This window comes from Tepidiphilus margaritifer DSM 15129, assembly GCF_000425565.1.
GTDB lineage: Bacteria > Pseudomonadota > Gammaproteobacteria > Burkholderiales > Rhodocyclaceae > Tepidiphilus > Tepidiphilus margaritifer.
The window spans coordinates 14,375-32,490 of the sequence record NZ_AUDR01000018.1; the positions used below are offsets into that span (position 1 = coordinate 14,375).

Annotated in this window: 17 protein-coding genes; 2 read left to right on the forward strand and 15 right to left on the reverse strand. The window is 64.2% G+C overall.

Translation table 11 applies throughout. The features are described 5' to 3' along the window. Window positions 1-3 precede the first annotated feature (3 nt). Window positions 4-1,593: a peptidylprolyl isomerase gene (locus H607_RS0107320; RefSeq protein ID WP_028874895.1), complete on the reverse strand. Its 1,590-nt coding sequence runs from the start codon at window positions 1,591-1,593 to the stop codon at window positions 4-6. Window positions 1,594-1,772: 179 nt separating this feature from the next. On the opposite strand from H607_RS0107320, the gene H607_RS12150 reads away from it, so the two are divergent. Next, the gene (locus H607_RS12150; RefSeq protein ID WP_051240751.1) at window positions 1,773-2,114 is read left to right on the forward strand and encodes a DUF3579 domain-containing protein; all 342 of its coding nucleotides are present in this window, start codon (window positions 1,773-1,775) and stop codon (window positions 2,112-2,114) included. Window positions 2,115-2,167: 53 nt separating this feature from the next. Here the strand turns inward: H607_RS12150 and rpsT are convergent, their stop codons facing one another. Further along, window positions 2,168-2,431, reverse strand: a complete 264-nt coding sequence (gene rpsT / locus H607_RS0107330) for a 30S ribosomal protein S20 (RefSeq protein WP_028874896.1) — start codon at window positions 2,429-2,431, stop codon at window positions 2,168-2,170. Window positions 2,432-2,503: 72 nt separating this feature from the next. On the opposite strand from rpsT, the gene murJ reads away from it, so the two are divergent. Continuing rightward, window positions 2,504-4,054 (forward strand): murein biosynthesis integral membrane protein MurJ, encoded by a 1,551-nt coding sequence (murJ, locus tag H607_RS0107335; RefSeq protein WP_028874897.1) that lies wholly within the window; start codon window positions 2,504-2,506, stop codon window positions 4,052-4,054. 14 nt (window positions 4,055-4,068) lie between these two features. Here murJ and H607_RS12155 read toward each other — a convergent pair whose 3' ends face one another. The 13 genes from H607_RS12155 to nuoE all read right to left on the reverse strand — a co-directional run bounded on the left by H607_RS12155 (window position 4,069) and on the right by nuoE (window position 18,101). After that, window positions 4,069-4,566, reverse strand: coding sequence for a hypothetical protein (locus H607_RS12155; RefSeq protein WP_051240752.1), 498 nt, complete (start codon window positions 4,564-4,566; stop codon window positions 4,069-4,071). Between the two features lie 53 nt (window positions 4,567-4,619). Further along, window positions 4,620-5,867, reverse strand: a complete 1,248-nt coding sequence (locus H607_RS0107345; protein WP_028874898.1) for a 6-phosphofructokinase — start codon at window positions 5,865-5,867, stop codon at window positions 4,620-4,622. Then, the gene (locus H607_RS0107350; protein WP_028874899.1) at window positions 5,864-6,433 is read right to left on the reverse strand and encodes an NUDIX domain-containing protein; all 570 of its coding nucleotides are present in this window, start codon (window positions 6,431-6,433) and stop codon (window positions 5,864-5,866) included. The genes H607_RS0107345 and H607_RS0107350 overlap by 4 nt, the downstream gene beginning before the upstream one ends. Before the next feature lie 15 nt (window positions 6,434-6,448). Further along, on the reverse strand, window positions 6,449-7,921 hold the full coding sequence (gene nuoN / locus H607_RS0107355; protein WP_028874900.1) for an NADH-quinone oxidoreductase subunit NuoN: 1,473 nt from the start codon (window positions 7,919-7,921) through the stop codon (window positions 6,449-6,451). A 32-nt stretch (window positions 7,922-7,953) separates the two neighbouring features. Then, window positions 7,954-9,441 carry an NADH-quinone oxidoreductase subunit M gene (locus H607_RS0107360; protein WP_028874901.1) on the reverse strand — a complete coding sequence of 496 codons (1,488 nt, stop codon included), beginning with the start codon at window positions 9,439-9,441 and terminating at the stop codon, window positions 7,954-7,956. Between the two features lie 61 nt (window positions 9,442-9,502). Continuing rightward, the gene (nuoL, locus tag H607_RS0107365; RefSeq protein WP_028874902.1) at window positions 9,503-11,503 is read right to left on the reverse strand and encodes an NADH-quinone oxidoreductase subunit L; all 2,001 of its coding nucleotides are present in this window, start codon (window positions 11,501-11,503) and stop codon (window positions 9,503-9,505) included. Between the two features lie 13 nt (window positions 11,504-11,516). Continuing rightward, window positions 11,517-11,822: an NADH-quinone oxidoreductase subunit NuoK gene (gene nuoK, locus H607_RS0107370; RefSeq protein WP_028874903.1), complete on the reverse strand. Its 306-nt coding sequence runs from the start codon at window positions 11,820-11,822 to the stop codon at window positions 11,517-11,519. Between the two features lie 13 nt (window positions 11,823-11,835). Beyond that, window positions 11,836-12,432 (reverse strand): NADH-quinone oxidoreductase subunit J, encoded by a 597-nt coding sequence (locus tag H607_RS0107375; RefSeq protein WP_028874904.1) that lies wholly within the window; start codon window positions 12,430-12,432, stop codon window positions 11,836-11,838. Window positions 12,433-12,451: 19 nt separating this feature from the next. Further along, window positions 12,452-12,937 (reverse strand): NADH-quinone oxidoreductase subunit NuoI, encoded by a 486-nt coding sequence (nuoI, locus tag H607_RS0107380; protein ID WP_028874905.1) that lies wholly within the window; start codon window positions 12,935-12,937, stop codon window positions 12,452-12,454. A 13-nt stretch (window positions 12,938-12,950) separates the two neighbouring features. Next, window positions 12,951-14,000, reverse strand: coding sequence for an NADH-quinone oxidoreductase subunit NuoH (nuoH, locus tag H607_RS0107385; RefSeq protein WP_028874906.1), 1,050 nt, complete (start codon window positions 13,998-14,000; stop codon window positions 12,951-12,953). Then, window positions 14,000-16,312 carry an NADH-quinone oxidoreductase subunit NuoG gene (nuoG, locus tag H607_RS0107390; protein ID WP_028874907.1) on the reverse strand — a complete coding sequence of 771 codons (2,313 nt, stop codon included), beginning with the start codon at window positions 16,310-16,312 and terminating at the stop codon, window positions 14,000-14,002. Before nuoG ends, nuoH begins: the two co-directional genes overlap by 1 nt. Beyond that, window positions 16,306-17,625, reverse strand: a complete 1,320-nt coding sequence (nuoF, locus tag H607_RS0107395; RefSeq protein ID WP_028874908.1) for an NADH-quinone oxidoreductase subunit NuoF — start codon at window positions 17,623-17,625, stop codon at window positions 16,306-16,308. Before nuoF ends, nuoG begins: the two co-directional genes overlap by 7 nt. Next, window positions 17,622-18,101 (reverse strand): NADH-quinone oxidoreductase subunit NuoE, encoded by a 480-nt coding sequence (nuoE, locus tag H607_RS0107400; RefSeq protein WP_028874909.1) that lies wholly within the window; start codon window positions 18,099-18,101, stop codon window positions 17,622-17,624. Before nuoE ends, nuoF begins: the two co-directional genes overlap by 4 nt. Window positions 18,102-18,116: the final 15 nt, after the last annotated feature.

Below are 18,116 nucleotides of genomic sequence, written 5' to 3' on the forward strand. Positions count from 1 at the left end.
TCGTCACGGTGCTGCGGTGAGCTCCTGCAGCGCCTCGCGCCGGATCACCACGGGGTGACGCGCTTCCAGCGTCTTCAGCCAGCCGCGCCACTCCACGTTGCCGATCACCGAGCGGATGCGCTCGCCGGCAAACTGCACCATCGGGTCGTCCGCCTGCAACTGCGGCTGACGTACGCCCTCGATGCGCACGAACCAACGATCTCCATTGGGGGCCTCCCACGCGAGATGGCGCGGCCACGGCGGCGTCGCCTTGAAGATTTCGTCGACCAGCTCCGGCGGCAGAGCATTGGACGCCCGCGTGAGACTGCGTTTGGGTTGCCACGAGAGCTCGGGCACCGCCTCGCCCTTTTCCAGCCGCTCGAGCCATTGGGGTGCCCGCTCGCGCAGCCGCTCTCGCCCTAGTTCCCGCGCCAAATCTTGGGTCACCCGCGCCCGAGCCTCATCGAAGGAAAGAGGCCGTGGCGGCACGTATTCGGCCACGCGCACCGCGGCGAGCTTGCCTGGAGCGAGTTCGATCGGCTCGAGGTTCTGCCCTCCCTGCGCTTGCGTCTCCTTGAGGGCGGAAATGAGTTTGTCGCTCTTCACGCCAGCGAGCTCGACTTCCTCCAGAGGCATGAGTGCAGTTTCATGGATTTTCAGGCCAAAACGCTCGGCCACGGGTTCGAGCCGATCGATCGCCTCGAACACGGCGTTCCCCAGTTCTTCGCGCACTTCCCCGTAGCGGCGACGGGCTTGGCGGCTGCGCCAGGAATCGGCCAGCGCCTCACGCACCTCCTCGAAGGGCCGCACCTGCTGGGTGGCCGGATCGCGGAAGAGCTCCGGTGCCTGCTCGTAGAGCGCGCGCAGATCCGCCTCGCTCGGTGTGAGTCCCCGGCCGATCTCTTCTTCATCGACGAGCAGGTATTGCAGCCGCACCTTGGCAGGTTCGACGTAATGGGCTGCATTTTTTTCATAGTAGGCGCGCAATGCCTCCTCGGTCAAAGCGGCGGGGTCGGCCTCGTCGGCCGCGGCGCGCACCGCCACGCTCACCTCGCGCTCCTCGAGCTGCTGCGCCACGAGATGCAGCGTCTGCTCGCGCGGCACGATGGTCCCCTGTGCGATCGGTTCCACCAGGCGCTGCACCGCCAAATCCTGGGCGAGCATCGCCTCGAACGCCTTGGGCGTGAGCCCCTGCGCGCGCAGTACCGCCTCGTAGCGCGGATAGGAGAATTTTCCATCCTGCTGAAAAGCAGGAAAAGAAGCGATTGCCCGCTGCAAGGCTTCCGGCGTCACCACCACGCCCAAGCGAGCCGCTTCTGCCTGCACCAAACGGCGCTCGATGAGCTCGCGCAGCATCATCTCGACGAAAGCGGGATCGCGGGCGATGCGCGCGTCGAAATTTTCACCGAACCGTTGCCGCAATTGCGCCGTGCGCTCTTCCACCGCTCGGCGCAGCTCGGCCGTGGTCACGACCGCATCGCCCACCTTGGCCGCCTCCTGATGGTTGGGGCCGCCGGAAAAATAGCGCTCGATCCCGAAGAAGGCAAAGGGCAGGATCAGCAGCAGCAGGATACCTTGGGCGATGCGCCGCTTACGACGGATGACTTCGAACATGAGGCGAATTCCCTTCACGATGGGCGCGGCAAGGATACGACCGCGCAACGAACGGAGGATTATCGCATCAAAATTCCCCGAAGCGTCCGGATCATGGCGTACCGCCATCAGCCGGACGACGGGCTGGGCTATAATTCCACTTTTCGCATGATGCCGGATCGACCCTCGACGGGCCTCCCATGAAACCTACCGTGCGCAATTTCGTCATCGTCGGGCTCACTTCCTCAGGCAAGCGCTTTCGCCCCAGCGACTGGGCCGAGCGCCTGTGCGGCATCATGTCGCAGTTCGGCTCCGACCACAAGATGCGCTATTCGCCCTACGTCCAACCTGGCCCCGACGAAAACGGCGCCAAGACCGTGCGGGTCGACGCCCGGCTCTATGACGTCGAACCCCTCGCCTACCACTTCTTGCTCAATTTCGCCAAGGACAACGACCTCCAGCTGCGTTTCCTCGACGAAGAAACGCCGCCCAACGACGAAGGGCGACAGGAAAAAGAAGGACAAGAAAAAGGCAGCCCCTGAGCTGCCTTTTCATCGCCAAGGCATCGCCAAGGCGAAGGATCTTTGCCGATCCCTCAGCCGAGCGCCTTGATGCGCGCCATCAGCCGGCTCTTGTAACGGGAAGCGGCATTCTTGTGGATGATCCCTTTGCCGGCCATCGAATCGATCACACCCTGCGAAGCCTGGAAAGCGGCGAGCGCCTGCTGTTTGTCGCCCGTGGCGAGCGCTTGACGCACCGATTTGATGGCAGTACGCAGACGCGAGCGCAGGCTGCGGTTGTGCGCGCGGCGCTTGAGCGCCTGACGAGCGCGCTTGCGAGCTTGAGCCGTGTTGGCCATGTCCTTCAACCCCGAAATACTTGGAAGAAACTATAATTCTAGCCTTTCCGCCATTTCGATGCAACCGACACGATGAATCTGTTGCGCGCGCTGGCCACCGTCAGCGGTTTCACGCTCGCTTCCCGCATCCTCGGCTTCGTGCGCGACTTGCTGATCGCCGCCGTCTTCGGCGCCGGCCCCGCCACCGACGCGTTCTTCGTCGCCTTTCGCTTGCCGAACCTGTTGCGGCGGCTCTTCGCCGAAGGGGCATTCTCCCAAGCCTTCGTGCCGGTGCTGGGACACACGCGCGAACGCGAAGGGGCGCAGGCGACACAGACCCTGATCAACCGCGTCTTCACCCTGCTCTTCACCACCGTAAGCGCCGTGACGCTCCTGGGAATGCTCGGCTCGGGCGCACTCATCGCCCTCTCGGCGCCGGGATTCCTGTCCCGTCCTGAAACCTTCGCGCTCGCCGTGTCGATGACGCGCATCACCTTTCCCTACATCCTGTGCATGGCGCTAGTCGCTTTCTCCTCGGCCATCCTCAACACCTGGGGCCGATTCGCCCTACCGGCGGCCACGCCCGTGGCGCTCAACCTCTCCTTCATCGGGTTCACCCTGCTCGTAATCGCCGACGTACCGGCTTTCTCGCCGCCGGTCACGGCACTCGCCTGGGCCGTGCTCGTCGGTGGGCTCGCTCAGGTCGTGCTGCACGTGTTCGCCTTGCGGCGCCTTGGTACCTGGCCGCGCTGGGACTGGGCCCCGCGAGACGAAGGCGTGCGCCGCGTGCTGCGGCTCATGGCCCCGGCGGTATTGGGCGTCTCGGTGGCCCAGGTGTCGCTGCTCATCAATACCGTCTTCGCCTCCTTGCTGCCCAGCGGCAGCGTCTCCTGGCTCTACTACGCCGACCGGCTGATGGAATTTCCTTCGGGGTTGCTGGGTGCGGCGCTCGGGACCATCCTCCTGCCGAGCCTGTCGCGGGCACACGCCCGCGCGAGCCGCGAAGACTACCAGGCGCTGCTCGACTGGGGGCTACGCCTCACGGTACTCCTCACCTTGCCGGCAGCCGCAGGCATGGCGCTGCTGGCCGAGCCGCTGGTCAGCGTACTCTTCCAGCATGGCGCGTTCGGCGCACAGGATGCACTCGCCACCTGCCGCGCACTGATTGCCTACAGCGTCGGGCTCACGGCCTTGATCGCGGTGAAGATCCTCGCCCCCGGTTTCTATGCCCAGCAAAACGTGCGCACGCCCGTGAAAATCGCCCTCGTCTCGCTCGTGGCCACCCAGGCGATGAACGCGCTCTTCGTCTTCGTGCTGCCGCTCGCGCACGCGGGCTTGGCCCTGTCGATCAGCCTCGCGGCCTGGCTCAATGCCGGGCTTCTGCTGCACGGCCTGTGGCGGCGCGGCACGTATCGCCCGCTGGCGGGATGGGGAAGGTTTCTGCTACGGGTAGCGTCAGCGACGCTGACGCTCGGCACGGTAGCCTGGGTCGGAGCGCAGATGGCGGGCGATTGGCTGCATCTGCCCACCCTTGAGCGCACCTTGCGGCTCACCCTGCTCCTTGCCGCCTGCGCGCTCGCCTATTTCGTCACCCTCTACGCTTCGGGAATGAGGTTGGCCGAATTCCGCCGTCACGGCGCCTGAAGATGGAGCCAAGCTCACATCGCATCCGGATCCATCCAGCTATAGACGTAGCTCACGCTGGTACGTTCGACCACCTCTCCTTTGAAATGCACGTTGAAGAGGGTGAAGAGCACGCCACGCCATTCATTCCTGATGTTCCAGTCCCACACCTCCTCGCCGGAGAGGGAGTAGAAGTGCTCGCGACGATGCGCCCCGAGCAGGCGGTCGACCTCGGCCTTGGTCATGCCCGGCTTGACGCGGGCCAGATTCTCTGGCGAGAGCGCATCGTGCTGCTCGACGATGCGCCCATCGCGATCGACCGTGTACATCCAGCAGGTCCAACCGTAGGGCTGGGTAGCATACTCCAGCGTGCGCGTGCCGTCGGGGTTCTGCCACACGCGCGTGGGCGAGCCACGCGCCGCAAGGAGCTGGGATTCGGTTTCGAACAGGGGCGTTTGGATGAGCGGCGTGGCGCACGCGCTCAGAGCGAGCACCACGGCGAAGAAAACGGCTTGCAGTAACGGGGCACGCATTCCCCTCTCCCCTTTTGCCTTGTCTGAATCCATTATAGGCACGGCAGGAACGTTCAGGGCGCAGACCACGGCGCGCAGCGCTTCGGCAGGCTCTCCCACGCAGGCAGTTGGACGTCCGGCAAGCCGCCACGACAGGGGGTGGGCAAGGTTCCTTCGATGAGGGGGGAAAGCCAGCGCTGGAATGCCTCGTCTACGCCACAGCCTGAGGCATCGATCCACTCTGGCGGAAAGCCGCGCTCGCGGTTGGCCGGCGTATCGATCGGCACCGTCACGCAGCGGTATCGGTACGGCGTCTCACCGATACGCTCCACCGCCACCATCACCGCCGATCTGCCCGCGAGCGCCGTCTCCACGGCGAATTCGCCCAAGCGGTCGGCGACCTCGTAATCGACGGGACTTGCCCAATGCGCCGCGGCCCGCTGCAGATAATCCGGCACGGCGACGTGATATTTCACGCCGAATTCCTGCGCAAGCCGCTGCGCGAGCGCCGTCCCCGCCCCGCCGAGTTGTACGTAGCGCCCCTCCTCCACCCCGCGCATCGACAGCAGTCGCCCCGTTTCGTCCTTGACCCCTTCGGCGACGACGAGGGAGCAAAAACCGAGGCGGGAGAGCGCCTCCTCCACACGAGGGAAAACCGCTTCAGGACGAAAAAGCGTCTCCGGCAACAGCACTAGGTGCGGCCCTTCGTCGGGCGCAAACCGCTGCACAAGCGAGGTACTGGCGGCGAGCCAACCGACGTTGCGCCCCATCGTCTCCATGACGAAGAGCCGGGGCTTGCGCACGTAAAGGGAAGCCAGGTCGAGGCTCGCTTCGAGATAGCTCGTAGCGAGATACTTCGCCGCCGAAGGATAACCGGGAGAAAAATCGGTGCCGAGAAGGTCGTTGTCGATGGTCTTGGGCACACCGACCACGGTGAGAGGGTAACCCAGGCGTTGCGCGCTCAAGTGCAGCTGGCGCACGGTATCCATCGATCCGTTGCCGCCGTTGTAGAGCAACCAGCGCACTTCATGCGCCTCGAGCACGGCAAAGAGCCGCTCGTGGAGCGCCGGCGCTTCATCGAGCGGCGGCAAGTCGAAGCGGCAGGAACCGAAGGTCCCGCCCGGCGTGCGCGAGATGCGCGCGAGCACGGAAGCATCGAGCGTACCGGGCGCGACGAGCTCCTCTTCGAGCACACCGAGAATGCCGTGCCGGGCGGCGAGAAAGGGTACACCCGCCGCAGCGCAGGCGCGCATCACGCCCACGGCGCTCGCGTTGATCACCGCCGTCATCCCGCCCGATTGGGCGTAGAGGAGCGCGCTCATGGCGTGGGCAACCCGAGCGCACGCAACTTCGGCAGCGCGAGCAGCAAAGCCGACAGCGTCTTGCCGTCGGTGATCTCACCGGCGAAGATCGCCTGCCACAGGCGCGACAGCGGCCAGTGCAGCACCTCGAGGAATTCGCCATGATCGAGCCGACGGCGACCGGCGCGCAGTCCGCGGGCGAGAAAGACGTGGATCACCTCGTCGGAATAGCCGACACAGGGATGAAAGTGCCCGATCGCTTCCCAGTGCTCGGCCGTATAACCAGTTTCTTCCTCCAGCTCCCGGCGGGCACAAACGAGCGGCGGTTCGCCCGCATCCAGTTTTCCGGCCGGCAACTCGATGATGCTGCATCCCAGGGGATAGCGGAACTGGCGCTCCAGCACCACTTCGCCCGCGTCGGTGAGCGCGATCATCGCCGCAGCACCGGGATGGCGCAGGTATTCGCGCGTCGTCTCGTGCCCATCGGGCAGGCGCACGCGATCGCGCAGCACGCGCAGGAAGACCCCTTCCCATACCGTGTCCGAGGTCAGCGTCACTTCGCGCAAGGGATCATCGGGCGCGGACACGGACAGAGCCCCCGCTCAGAAGGAGGTGAGGATGGCGTAGGCGCAGATCGACATCAACCCCTGCGGCATGAGGCCCGCCACCGCCAAAGTCAGTGCATTGGCCGAGAGCAACACGCGGGTTTCGCTGGAGGCGATGAGCACCGTGCGATCCGTCGGCTCATCGAAGTACATCACCTTGACCACCCGCAGGTAGTAATACGCGCCGATCACCGACATGATCACCGCGAGCACGGCGAGCCAGGTGTGGCCGGCAGCGACCACCGCCTCGAGCACGGCGAACTTGGCAAAGAACCCGAGGAAGAAAGGAATGCCGGCCATGGAGAACATGACGAAGAGCATCATCGCCGCGAACCAGGGACTGCGGCGGTTGAGCCCTTTGAAATCGTCGATGTGCTCGGCCTCGAACCCGGTGCGCGCGAGCAACAGCACCATGCCGAAGCTCGCCAGGCTCATGAGGGCGTAAGACACGGCGTAAAAGAGCGCCGAGCTATAGGCATTGAAGGCAAGCTGGTGGCTGCCGTCGGTAACGCCGGCGAGCAGGCCCAAGAGCACGAATCCCATGTGGGAGATGCCCGAATAGGCGAGCATGCGCTTGATGTTGTTCTGGACGATGGCCGCCAGGTTGCCGAGCACGATGGAGGCCACGGCGAGCAGCATCAGCATCGGCTGCCACGTCTCCGCGAGACCAAAGAATCCGCCGACGAGCAGCCTCAGGGCGAGCGCAACGCCGGCGAGCTTGGGCGCCGAGGCGATGAGCAGCGTCACCGGGGTGGCGGCGCCATGATAGACGTCGGGCACCCACATGTGGAACGGCACCACGCCGAACTTGAAGGCAATGCCCGCCACGAGGAAAGCGACACCGAACTTGAGCACCATCTCGTCGCCCGCCCCGAGATAGACCGCCTGGGCCACCGTGCCCAAGTCGAGCGAGCCGGTGGCGCCATAGATCATGGACATCCCGTAGAGCAGCAGCCCCGAAGAGATCGCCCCCAGCACGAAGTACTTGATCGCCGCCTCGGAGCGCAGGCCGTTGTCGCGGTCGAAGGCGACGAGCGCATAGAGCGCGAGCGTCATCATCTCCAGTCCGAGGTAGAGCACGAGCAGGTTGTTGGCCGACACCAGGATCATCGCCCCCAGCATCGACAGCAGCATCAGCACGTAATACTCGGCCTTTTCCAGTCGCCGCTCGATGAGGTAGAGCCGTCCGTAGAGGAGCGAGGCGAATACCGACAGGTAGATGAAGAGCTTGAGCACCTGGCCGAGCCAGTCCGAGACGTACATCGTGCCGAAGGTATAACGCACCGTCGGCTCGTTCACCGAGAAGACCGTGATGAATGCGGCGCCGATGACGGTGATCTGCGCCAGCGCATAGCCGAGCTCCCGGCTGATGCGGCGCAGGAAAGTCCCCGTCACCATGACGACGAGCGCCATCACCGCCACGAAGATCTCGGCAGCCGCCAAGGAGAAGTCCGGTCGTTCGAATTCCATGTTCTATCCCGTCCCAGCGTAGAGGGCTTGACTCAGTGCAGTTTGCCGGCGGCCACGTGCCGCAGCAGTTCATCGACGGAGGCGTGCATCACGTCCAGGAGCGGCGCCGGATACACCCCCAGCAACAGCACGAAGAACGCAAGCACCGCCAGCATCCAGAATTCGCGCGCCCCGATGTCGTCGAGCGCCGCCACGCGGTCGTTGGCCACCGGACCGAAGACGACGCGCTTGTACATCCACAGCGAATAGGCCGCGCCGAGGATGAGCGTGGTGGCCGCAAAGAACCCGATCCAGAAGTTGGTCTTCACCGCGGCAAGCGCCACCATGAATTCCCCGACGAAACCGCTGGTGGCCGGCAGACCCGAGTTGGCCATGGCGAAGAGCAGGAAGAAAGCAGCGAACTTCGGCATGACGTTTACCACCCCGCCGTAGTCGGCGATGCGCCGCGAGTGCATCCGGTCGTAGAGCACGCCGATGCACAGGAACATCGCCCCCGAGACGAACCCGTGCGAGATCATCTGCACGATCGCCCCTTCCATGCCGAGCCGGTTGAACACGAAAAAGCCCAGCGTGACGAATCCCATGTGCGCGATGGAGGAGTAGGCCACGAGTTTCTTCATGTCCTCCTGCACCAGGGCGACGAAACCGATGTAGACCACGGCGATCAGGGAGAGTCCCACGATCAGACCCTGAAAGCCCATGGAAGCATCCGGCGCGATCGGCAGCGAAAAGCGCAGAAAACCGTAAGCGCCCAGTTTCAGGGCAATGGCCGCCAGCACCACCGAGCCACCGGTGGGCGCCTCGACGTGTGCATCCGGCAACCAGGTGTGCACCGGCCACATCGGCACCTTGACGGCAAAAGCCACGAGGAACGCGAGGAAGAGCAGCTGCTGCGCCCCCATTCCCAGCGGCAGACGGTGCCAGTCGAGGATCTCGAAACTGCCATTGGAGGCGTAGAAGAGATAGAGCAGCGCCACCAGCATCAGGAGCGACCCGGCGAGCGTGTAGAGGAAGAACTTGATCGCCGCATAGACCCGGTTCGGTCCGCCCCAGATGCCGATGATGAGATACAGCGGAATGAGGGAAGCCTCGAAGAAGACATAGAAGAGCACGGCATCCATCGCCGAGAAGATACCGTTGATGATGCCGGACATGATGAGGAAGGCGGCCATGTACTGCGCCACGCGCTCCTGAATCACCTCCCATCCGGCCACTACCACGATGAGCGTGACGAAGGAATTGAGCAGCACGAAAGGCATCGAGATGCCGTCCACACCAAGGTGGTAGTGCACCGCATAGCGCGGGATCCAGTCGCGGATTTCGACGAACTGCAGCGCCGAGGTGGACGCGTCGAACTCGAACCACAGCGGCAGCGTCACCGCAAAGCCGAGCGCCGCCGCGAAGAGGCTCGTCACCCGCGCCAGCGGCGCATTGCGGTCGTTGCCACCCACCGCGAGCACCAGCAGCCCTCCGAGGATCGGAATCCAGATCGCCAAGCTCAGTAAAGGAATTCCCGCCATGTCGCTCTTCCGTGTGCGCGTCGTCGTTGTATCGTAAAAAAACCGGGAATCGATTCCCGCCTCAATGTCCGCGGTAGATGAACCAGAGCAGCACCACCATGCCGGCGATCATCGCGAAGGCGTAATGGTAGAGCCGCCCCGTCTGCAGCGAACGTGCCGTGCCGGCGATCTCGCCCACCATGGCAGCCGAGCCATTGACCACCGCCCCGTCGATGATGGTGCGATCACCGATCTGCCACAGGAAGCGGCCAAGCAACCGCGCCCCGCCGGCAAAGACCACCTCGTTGAAACGGTCGAAATAGTACTTGTTCTCCAGCAACACGTAGATCGGGCGGAACGTGCGGGCGAAGAATTCCGGCACCTGCGGACGCACCAGGTAGCAGAACCAGGCGAGCACGACACCGGCGAGCGCGAGCCAGAACGGCAGCGAAGTAAAGCCATGCAGCGCCATCGCCAGCGGTCCGTGGAATTCCTCGGCGAGTTTCTCCATGGCCGGATGTTTCTCGGCGAGCACCTGGATCGCATCACCGAACCAACCACCGTAGAGCATGGGCTCGATCGTGAAGTAGCCGATCACCACCGAGGGAATGGCCAAGAGCACCAGCGGCACCGTCACTACCGGGGGCGACTCGTGCGGTTTCTCGCCCGGCGCCAGCCCATGATGCTCGTCGTGACCATGCGCCTCGTGCCCAGGGTGCGCCTTCCCGAAACGCTCCTGGCCGTGGAAGACGAGGAAGTACATGCGGAAGGTGTAGAAGGCCGTGACGAAGACGCCGGCGAGCACGCAGAAATAGGCATACCCCGCGCCGAAGACGTTCGCCTCGGCCACCGCCTCGATGATGGTGTCCTTGGAGTAGAACCCGGAGAAGAAGGGCGTACCGATGAGCGCGAGCGAGCCGATGAGCGCCGTGATCCAGGTGATGGGCATGTACTTGCGCAAGCCCCCCATGTTGCGCATGTCCTGGTCGTGGTGCATGCCGATGATGACCGAACCGGCGGCGAGGAAGAGGAGCGCCTTGAAGAATGCGTGCGTCATGAGATGGAACACCGCCGCCGAATAGGCCGACGCGCCCAGCGCCACCGTCATGTAGCCGAGCTGCGACAGGGTCGAATAGGCCACCACGCGCTTGATGTCGTTCTGCACGATGCCGAGGAAACCCATGAAGAGCGCGGTCGTGGCGCCGATGATCAGCACGAAGGAGAGCGCCGTGTCGGAGAGCTCGAAGAGCGGCGACATGCGCGCCACCATGAAGATACCGGCCGTGACCATGGTCGCGGCGTGGATGAGCGCCGAGATCGGCGTCGGGCCTTCCATCGAATCCGGCAGCCACACGTGCAAGGGGACTTGGGCCGATTTGCCCATGGCGCCGACGAAGAGCGCGATACAGATGGCGGTGACGAGCGGCCAACCGGTGACCGTCTCGGTGAGCCCCGCCAGATGCTCGGCCTTGGCGAACACCTCGGTATAGTCGAGCGAACCGGCGTAGGCCGCCACCAGCCCGATCCCGAGGAGAAACCCGAAGTCGCCGACGCGGTTGACCAGGAAAGCCTTGAGGTTGGCGTAGATGGCGCTGGGGCGCGTGTACCAGAAACCGATCAGCAGGTACGACACCAGACCCACCGCTTCCCAGCCGAAGAAGAGCTGCAGGAAGTTGTTGGCCATCACCAGCATCAGCATCGAGAAGGTGAAGAGCGAGATGTAGCTGAAAAAGCGCGTATAGCCCGGGTCGTCGGCCATGTAGCCGATGGTGTAGATGTGCACCATCAGCGACACGAAAGTGACCACGAGCATCATCATCACCGTGAGGGAATCGATGAGGAAGCCCACCTGGAAGGAGAGCCCATCGCTCGTACCCCAGACATAGAGCGGCCCGTTGAAGGTGTTGCCGGCCTTGACGTCGAAATAGATCGCCACCGACGCAAGAAAAGCGACGAGCACGCCGAGAATGGTGACGGTGTGCGCTCCGCGCCGCCCCACCCAGCGCCCGAAGAGCCCCGCGACGATGGAACCCACCAGCGGCGCGAGCGGCACCAAGGGATAGAGCGTTTTCATTTCGTTCATCGCGCTCATCGGATCAGCCCTTCAGTTGGTCGAGGTCATCGACGTGAATGGTGCGGCGGTTGCGGAACAGCACCACCAAGATCGCCAGTCCGATGGCGGACTCGGCCGCCGCCACCGTCAGGATGAAGAAGACGAAGATCTGGCCGTGGATGTCGCCCAGATAGTGCGAAAAGGCGACGAAGTTCGTGTTGACCGCCAGGAGCATCAGCTCGATGGCCATCAGCAGTACGATCAGATTCTTGCGGTTGAGGAAGATCCCGACCACGCTGATCGCGAACAGGACCGCACCGAACACCAGGAAGTGAGACAAGGTCAGCATCACGTCGCTCCGCTCATTCTTTTTCCGCGGGCATGGAGATCACCCGCAACCGCTCGCTCGCCTTCACTTTCACCTGCTCGGCCGGATCGAGATGGCGCACGTCCTTGCGCTTGCGCAGCGTCAGGCTCACCGCCGCCACCATCGCCACCAACAACACCAAGGCCGCGATCTCGAACGGATAGGCATAGACGGTATAGAGCACCCGACCGATGTCGGCGGTGTTGCTCGCATCCGCCGGCAAGGGCGCCGGTGCCGGCCATTTACGGAAAAAGTCGCCCGTGAGCACCAGCACCATCTCGACCACCAACACCGCCGCGACCAGCAAGCCCAGCGGAAGATTCGACCAAAACCCTTCGCGCAGGCGATCGACGTTGATGTCGAGCATCATCACGACGAAGAGGAAGAGCACCATCACGGCGCCCACATAGACGAGCACGAGGGCGATGGCCAGGAATTCCGCCTCGAGCAAAAGCCAGATCGCTGCCGAGGAGAAAAAGGCGAGTACCAGAAAGAGCGCGGCATGCACCGGGTTGCGCACCACGATCACGCCCAGGGCCGCGGCCACTGCGATCGCCCCGAAGAGGTAGAACACGACGGTTTGGAATTCCATGACCTGTCCTTTTCCCGTCTCAACGATACTTCGCGTCGGCTGCCCGGTCGGCGGCGATCTGTGCTTCGTACTTGTCGCCCACCGCCAGCAGCATCTGCTTGGTGTAATAGAGGTCGCCGCGCTGCTCGCCGTGGTACTCGAACACCCGCGTCTCGACGATGGCATCCACTGGGCAAGCCTCCTCGCAGAAACCGCAGAAGATGCACTTGGTGAGATCGATGTCGTAGCGCGTGGTGCGGCGCGACCCGTCGGCGCGCGGCTCGGCCTCGATGGTGATGGCCATGGCCGGACAAATCGCTTCGCACAGTTTGCAGGCGATGCAGCGCTCCTCGCCATTGGGATAGCGACGCAACGCGTGCAATCCCCGGAAACGGGGACTCTGCGGCGTACGCTCTTCTGGATATTGCACCGTGATCTTGCGGGCAAAGAAATGCCGCCCGGTCACGGCGAGCCCCTTGAAGAGCTCTTTCAGGAACAAGGTTCCGATCAGGTTGTGCGCGCCCATCGTATGATTCTCCTCAGCGCCAGATCGACAGCGGCGACAACATCCACACCGTCACCACGAACAGCCAGATCAGGGTGATCGGCACGAAGACCTTCCAACCCAAGCGCATGATCTGGTCGTAACGGAACCGCGGGAAGGTGGCGCGGAACCACAGGAAGAGGAAGAGGAAGACCGCTGCCTTGATGACCAGCCAGTGCAGGCCGTCGGGCAGGAATCCCACCGGCGAGAGCCAGCCGCCGAAGAAGAAGATCGAGGTAAGGAAAGAAACCAGGATCATGTTGGCGTATTCGGCGAGGAAGAAGAGCGCGAACGCCATCCCCGAATACTCCACCATGTGCCCAGCAACGATCTCGGATTCCCCCTCGACCACGTCGAACGGAGCGCGGTTCGTCTCGGCCACGCCCGAGATGAAGTACACCACCGCGAGCGGCAGGAGCGGCAGCCAGTTCCAGGAAAGGAATCCCAGACCCATCTGCGCGAATCGCCCCTGCGCCTGCGAATGGACGATGTCCTGGAAATTAAGGCTACCGGCGATGAGCAGCACGCAGATGAGCGCAAAGCCCATCGCCACCTCGTAGGAGACCATCTGCGCCGAGGCGCGCATCGCCCCGAGGAAAGGGTACTTGGAGTTCGAGGCCCAGCCGGCGATGATGATGCCGTAGACTTCGAGCGAGGTGACCGCGAGCAGGAAGAGCACGCCGGCATTCATGTTCGCGATCCACATCCCCTCGCCATAGGGAATCGCCACCCAGGCAAGCAGGGCGGGCGTGAGCGCCATGATCGGCCCGATCACGTACAGCCCCTTGTTCGCCTGCGAGGGGAAGATCACTTCCTTGAAGAGGAGCTTCAGGGCATCGGCGATCGGCTGCAGCCAGCCCTTGGGACCGACCCGGTTCGGCCCGATGCGCACCTGCATGTAGCCGATGATCTTGCGCTCGGCAAAGGTCAGGTAGGCCACGGCCAGCATCAGGGGGATGAGGAGCACGACGATCTTCAAAAGCACCCAGACCGCCGGCCAAGCTGGGCCGAACCATGCCGCGAGGGTTTGCCAAGTCGATTCCATCATGCACGCTCCACGCTCAGCACCGCCCACGGCTGTCCCGCCTGGGCGAACACCCCGTCCAAGGCCAGCAACACGGCGCCCGGCGGCACGCCGGCATCCAGCGCCGCCTCGGCCACACACCCCGCCCCCAAGCCAATCCGATCTCCTTCGGCCACCTTCAACACCCGGGCCGTATCCGGATGCAGGCGCGCCATGCGCAGACGGCGCGATTCCGCCGTCTGCTGCAGCGGCGGGGAACGGCGCACGATCGGATCACGCGCGTAAGGATGCGCGAGCGGGATGCGCTCCAGCCCTTCGCCGGCGGACCGCGCCGCGGCAGTGAAACCGGAAGCACCGCTGCGCGCGAGCCGCGCCTGCCAGCCCTCCGGCAGCGCTTCGGCCTTCACCTCTTCCGAGCTCTGCTGGGAGAATCCGGCGAATCCGAGCATCGCACCGATGGCGCGCAGCACTTTCCACCCCGGCCGCGTCTCCCCTTTGGGGCGCACCACGGCGGTGAAGGACTGCGCCATCCCTGCGAGATTGACGAAAGTGCCGGACGTCTCGGTGAAGGGCGCCACCGGCAGCAGCACGTCGGCACGGGCACGTAACGCCTCTCCGGCATAGGACGTGAGGGCCACCACCGTGCGGGCACGCTCGAAAGCCGCCTGGGCTGCCATCTCGTCAGCAAAGTCTTCCGGCTCCAAGTGCAGCAACAGGTAGGCCGAGCGCGGCTGCGCGAGCGAAGCGAGTGCCGTCTCGGCACCGACCGCCCCCACGAGCTGCGCCCCGACGGCATTCGCCCCGGCCGGCAACCAGCCGAGCGTCGCGCCGGAAATCTGGGCCAATTCCGTGGCAAGGGATTCGATCGCTGCCGCATCCGGATGCGCCAGGGCGAGCGCCCCGAGCCAGATCGCTCGCCGCTCACCCGAGAGCAGCTGCTGAGCGATCGCCCGTTCCGCTTCATTGGGCGCAGCAGCCTCTCCGGCTACGCTCGGCACCGCCACGCCTTTCGCTTCGGCCGCGGCACGCACCACGGCAGCAAGACGGGCGACGAATTCACTGGGTTTGGCCACGAGCCGCGGCGCGACCGGCAGGCGCCAGTCGTCGGCGACGAAATCGAGCGCGGCCACCTTGAGCCCGCGTTTGGCCGCCTGGCGCACGCGGTGCGCGAGGAGCGGCAGTTCCTGGCGCAAGGCGGAGCCGATCACGAAGAGGCGATCGAGTGCTGCGACGTCGGCATACTCCATGCCGAGCCAGGCGGCAGCGCCGCGGGCGGCATCGGCCCTGGCATCCAGCCGATCGGGACGCGCATCGATCAACCCCACCCCCAAAGCCTCACCCAGGCGCTTGAGCAGATGGAGCTCCTCGACGGTGGCCATGGGGTGCGCAAGGAAGGCCACCTGCCGTGCCCCCTCCTCGTCGATGACGCTCTTGAGGCGATTGACCGCCACTTCGAGCGCCGTCGCCCAATCGACTTCGACCCATTGGCCGTCGCGTTTGACGAGCGGGCTCGTGAGCCGGTCGGCCGCTTCGAGCCCGGGATAGGCGAAACGGTCGCGGTCGGAGAGCCAGCATTCGTTGATCGCTTCGGTATCGAGCGGCAGCACCCGCTTGACCACGTCGTGGCGCGACTGCACGATCAGGTTGGAACCGAAACCGTCGTGCGGGCTCACCGAGCGGCGGCGGGTGAGTTCCCAGGTACGCGCGCGGTAGAGGAAGGGTTTGGACGTCAGCGCCCCGACCGGGCAGAGGTCGATGATGTTGCCCGAGAGCTCAGAGTCGATCGTACGCCCGAGGAAGGGCATGATCTCGGCCCGCTCGCCGCGGAACGCCTGCCCCATCTCCTGGTAGCCGCCGATCTCGTCGAGAAAGCGCACGCAGCGGGTACAGTTGATGCAGCGCGTCATGAACGTCTGCACCAAGGGGCCGAGGTCTTTTTCGTGCACCACGCGCTTTTCTTCGTCGTAGCGCGAGGCGCCCTGACCATAGCCCACGGCCAGATCCTGCAGCTGGCATTCACCCCCCTGGTCGCAGATCGGACAGTCGAGAGGGTGATTGATGAGGAGGAACTCCATCACTCCTTTCTGCGCCTTCACCGCCGCCGGCGAATGTGTATACACCTTCATGCCGTTGGTGGCAGGCGTGGCGCAGGCCGGTAGCGGCTTGGGTGCCTTTTCCACTTGAACCAGACACATGCGGCAGTTGGCGGCGATCGACAGTTTCTTGTGGTAGCAGAAGTGCGGGATGTAGATCCCCAGCTTCTTCGCCGCATCCATCACGGTACTGCCGTCGTCGACCTGGACCGGCTTCCCGTCGATTTCGAGTTCTAGCATGACGGCCCCACGTAGATTTCACTTCCCGCCCGCTGCACTTCGGGCGGCACCAGACACTGCTTGTGCTCGATGTGATACTCGAATTCGCTGCGGAAGTGCTTGATGAAACTCTGCACCGGCATCGAAGCGGCATCGCCCAGGGCGCAGATGGTACGCCCCATGATGTTGCCGGTGACCGATTCGAGCAGCGCGAGATCTTCGGGCCGCCCCTGTCCGTGCTCGATGCGATGCACGACGCGATAGAGCCAACCGGTACCCTCGCGGCACGGGGTGCATTGCCCGCAGGATTCTTCGAAATAGAAGTAGGAGAGGCGCTCCAGGGCCTTGACCATGCAGGTGGTCTCGTCCATCACGATCACCGCGCCCGAACCGAGCATGGAGCCGGCCTTGGAAATGGAATCGTAATCCATCGTGCACTGCATCATGATCTCGGCCGGCAGCACTGGGGCCGAAGAACCCCCCGGAATCACCGCCTTGAGCTTGCGACCGCCGCGCACGCCGCCGGCCATCTCCAGCAGCTCGGCGAACGGCGTCCCCAGAGGCACCTCGTAGTTGCCGGGACGGTTGACGTGGCCGGATACCGAGAAGATCTTCGTGCCGCCGTTGTTGGGCTTGCCGAGGTTGAGGAAGGCTTCGCCGCCCATCTGGAGGATGAAGGGAACGGAGGCGAAGGTCTCGGTGTTGTTGATGGTGGTGGGTTTGCCGTAGAGGCCGAAGCTCGCCGGGAAAGGCGGCTTGAAGCGCGGCTGACCTTTCTTGCCTTCGATCGATTCGAGCAGCGCCGTTTCCTCACCGCAGATGTAGGCGCCGTAGCCGTGATGGGCGTAGAGGTCGAAGGAGAAATCGCTGCCGAGGATGTTCTCGCCGAGGTAGCCGGCGGCGCGAGCCTCCTCGAGCGCCTCTTCGAAGCGCAAATAGACTTCGAAAATTTCACCGTGGATGTAGTTGTAGCCGCGCCGGCATCCCATGGCGTAGCCCGCGATGATCATGCCCTCGATGACGGCGTGCGGGTTGTAGCGCAGGATATCGCGATCCTTGAAGGTACCCGGCTCGCCCTCGTCGGAGTTACAGACGACATATTTCTCACCGGGGAACTGCCGGGGCATGAAACTCCATTTCAGCCCCGTGGGGAATCCGGCGCCGCCACGACCGCGCAAACCGGAAGCCTTGACTTCCTGGATCACCTGCTCCGGCGGCACCTTGTCCGTGAGGAGCCGGCGCAAGGCCGAATAGCCGCCGCGCGCCTCGTAGTCTTTGAGCCGCCAGGTGCGGTCGCCGTCGAGTCCCTTGAGGATCAGTCCTTGCGCGCTCATTTGGCCCTCAGCTGCTCGATGAGCTGGTCGATTTTTTCCTTCGTCATCCAGCTGCACATGTGGTGGTTGTTGACGAGCATCACCGGAGCATCGCCGCAGGCGCCCATGCACTCCCCTTCCTTGAGCGTGAAGAGGCCATCGGGCGTGGTCTCGCCGAAGTCGATGCCGAGCTTCTCTTTGAGATACTCGGCAGCACTGACCCCACCCGAGAGGGCGCACGGCAGGTTGGTGCACACGGTGATCTTGTGCTTGCCCACCGGCTCGAGATCGTACATGTTGTAGAAGGTGGCCACTTCATAGGCGGCTACCGGCGGGATCTCGAGATAGTTGGCGACGAATTCGATCGTCTCCGGGGCGAGCCACCCCTTCTCCTCCTGCGCGATGCGCAGCGCCGCCATCACCGCCGAGCGCTTCTGGCCTTCGGGGTATTTGGCGATTTCGCGATCGATTTTTGCGAGCGACTCTTGACTCAACATGGTCGTGCGTTCTCC

Coding starts and splice junctions, on each gene's coding strand:
- H607_RS0107375 (WP_028874904.1), bottom strand. CDS start 12,432: ATGGAATTCCAAACCGTCGTGTTCTACCTCTTCGGGGCGATCGCAGTG.
- H607_RS0107345 (WP_028874898.1), bottom strand. CDS start 5,867: ATGAGCGCGCTCCTCTACGCCCAATCGGGCGGGATGACGGCGGTGATC.
- nuoG (WP_028874907.1), bottom strand. CDS start 16,312: ATGCTAGAACTCGAAATCGACGGGAAGCCGGTCCAGGTCGACGACGGC.
- H607_RS12150 (WP_051240751.1), top strand. CDS start 1,773: ATGAAACCTACCGTGCGCAATTTCGTCATCGTCGGGCTCACTTCCTCA.
- H607_RS0107320 (WP_028874895.1), bottom strand. CDS start 1,593: ATGTTCGAAGTCATCCGTCGTAAGCGGCGCATCGCCCAAGGTATCCTG.
- H607_RS12155 (WP_051240752.1), bottom strand. CDS start 4,566: ATGCGTGCCCCGTTACTGCAAGCCGTTTTCTTCGCCGTGGTGCTCGCT.
- H607_RS0107360 (WP_028874901.1), bottom strand. CDS start 9,441: ATGGCGGGAATTCCTTTACTGAGCTTGGCGATCTGGATTCCGATCCTC.
- nuoN (WP_028874900.1), bottom strand. CDS start 7,921: ATGGAATTCGAACGACCGGACTTCTCCTTGGCGGCTGCCGAGATCTTC.
- nuoI (WP_028874905.1), bottom strand. CDS start 12,937: ATGGGCGCGCACAACCTGATCGGAACCTTGTTCCTGAAAGAGCTCTTC.
- nuoF (WP_028874908.1), bottom strand. CDS start 17,625: ATGAGCGCGCAAGGACTGATCCTCAAGGGACTCGACGGCGACCGCACC.
- nuoE (WP_028874909.1), bottom strand. CDS start 18,101: ATGTTGAGTCAAGAGTCGCTCGCAAAAATCGATCGCGAAATCGCCAAA.
- rpsT (WP_028874896.1), bottom strand. CDS start 2,431: ATGGCCAACACGGCTCAAGCTCGCAAGCGCGCTCGTCAGGCGCTCAAG.
- murJ (WP_028874897.1), top strand. CDS start 2,504: ATGAATCTGTTGCGCGCGCTGGCCACCGTCAGCGGTTTCACGCTCGCT.
- nuoK (WP_028874903.1), bottom strand. CDS start 11,822: ATGCTGACCTTGTCTCACTTCCTGGTGTTCGGTGCGGTCCTGTTCGCG.
- nuoH (WP_028874906.1), bottom strand. CDS start 14,000: ATGGAATCGACTTGGCAAACCCTCGCGGCATGGTTCGGCCCAGCTTGG.
- nuoL (WP_028874902.1), bottom strand. CDS start 11,503: ATGAACGAAATGAAAACGCTCTATCCCTTGGTGCCGCTCGCGCCGCTG.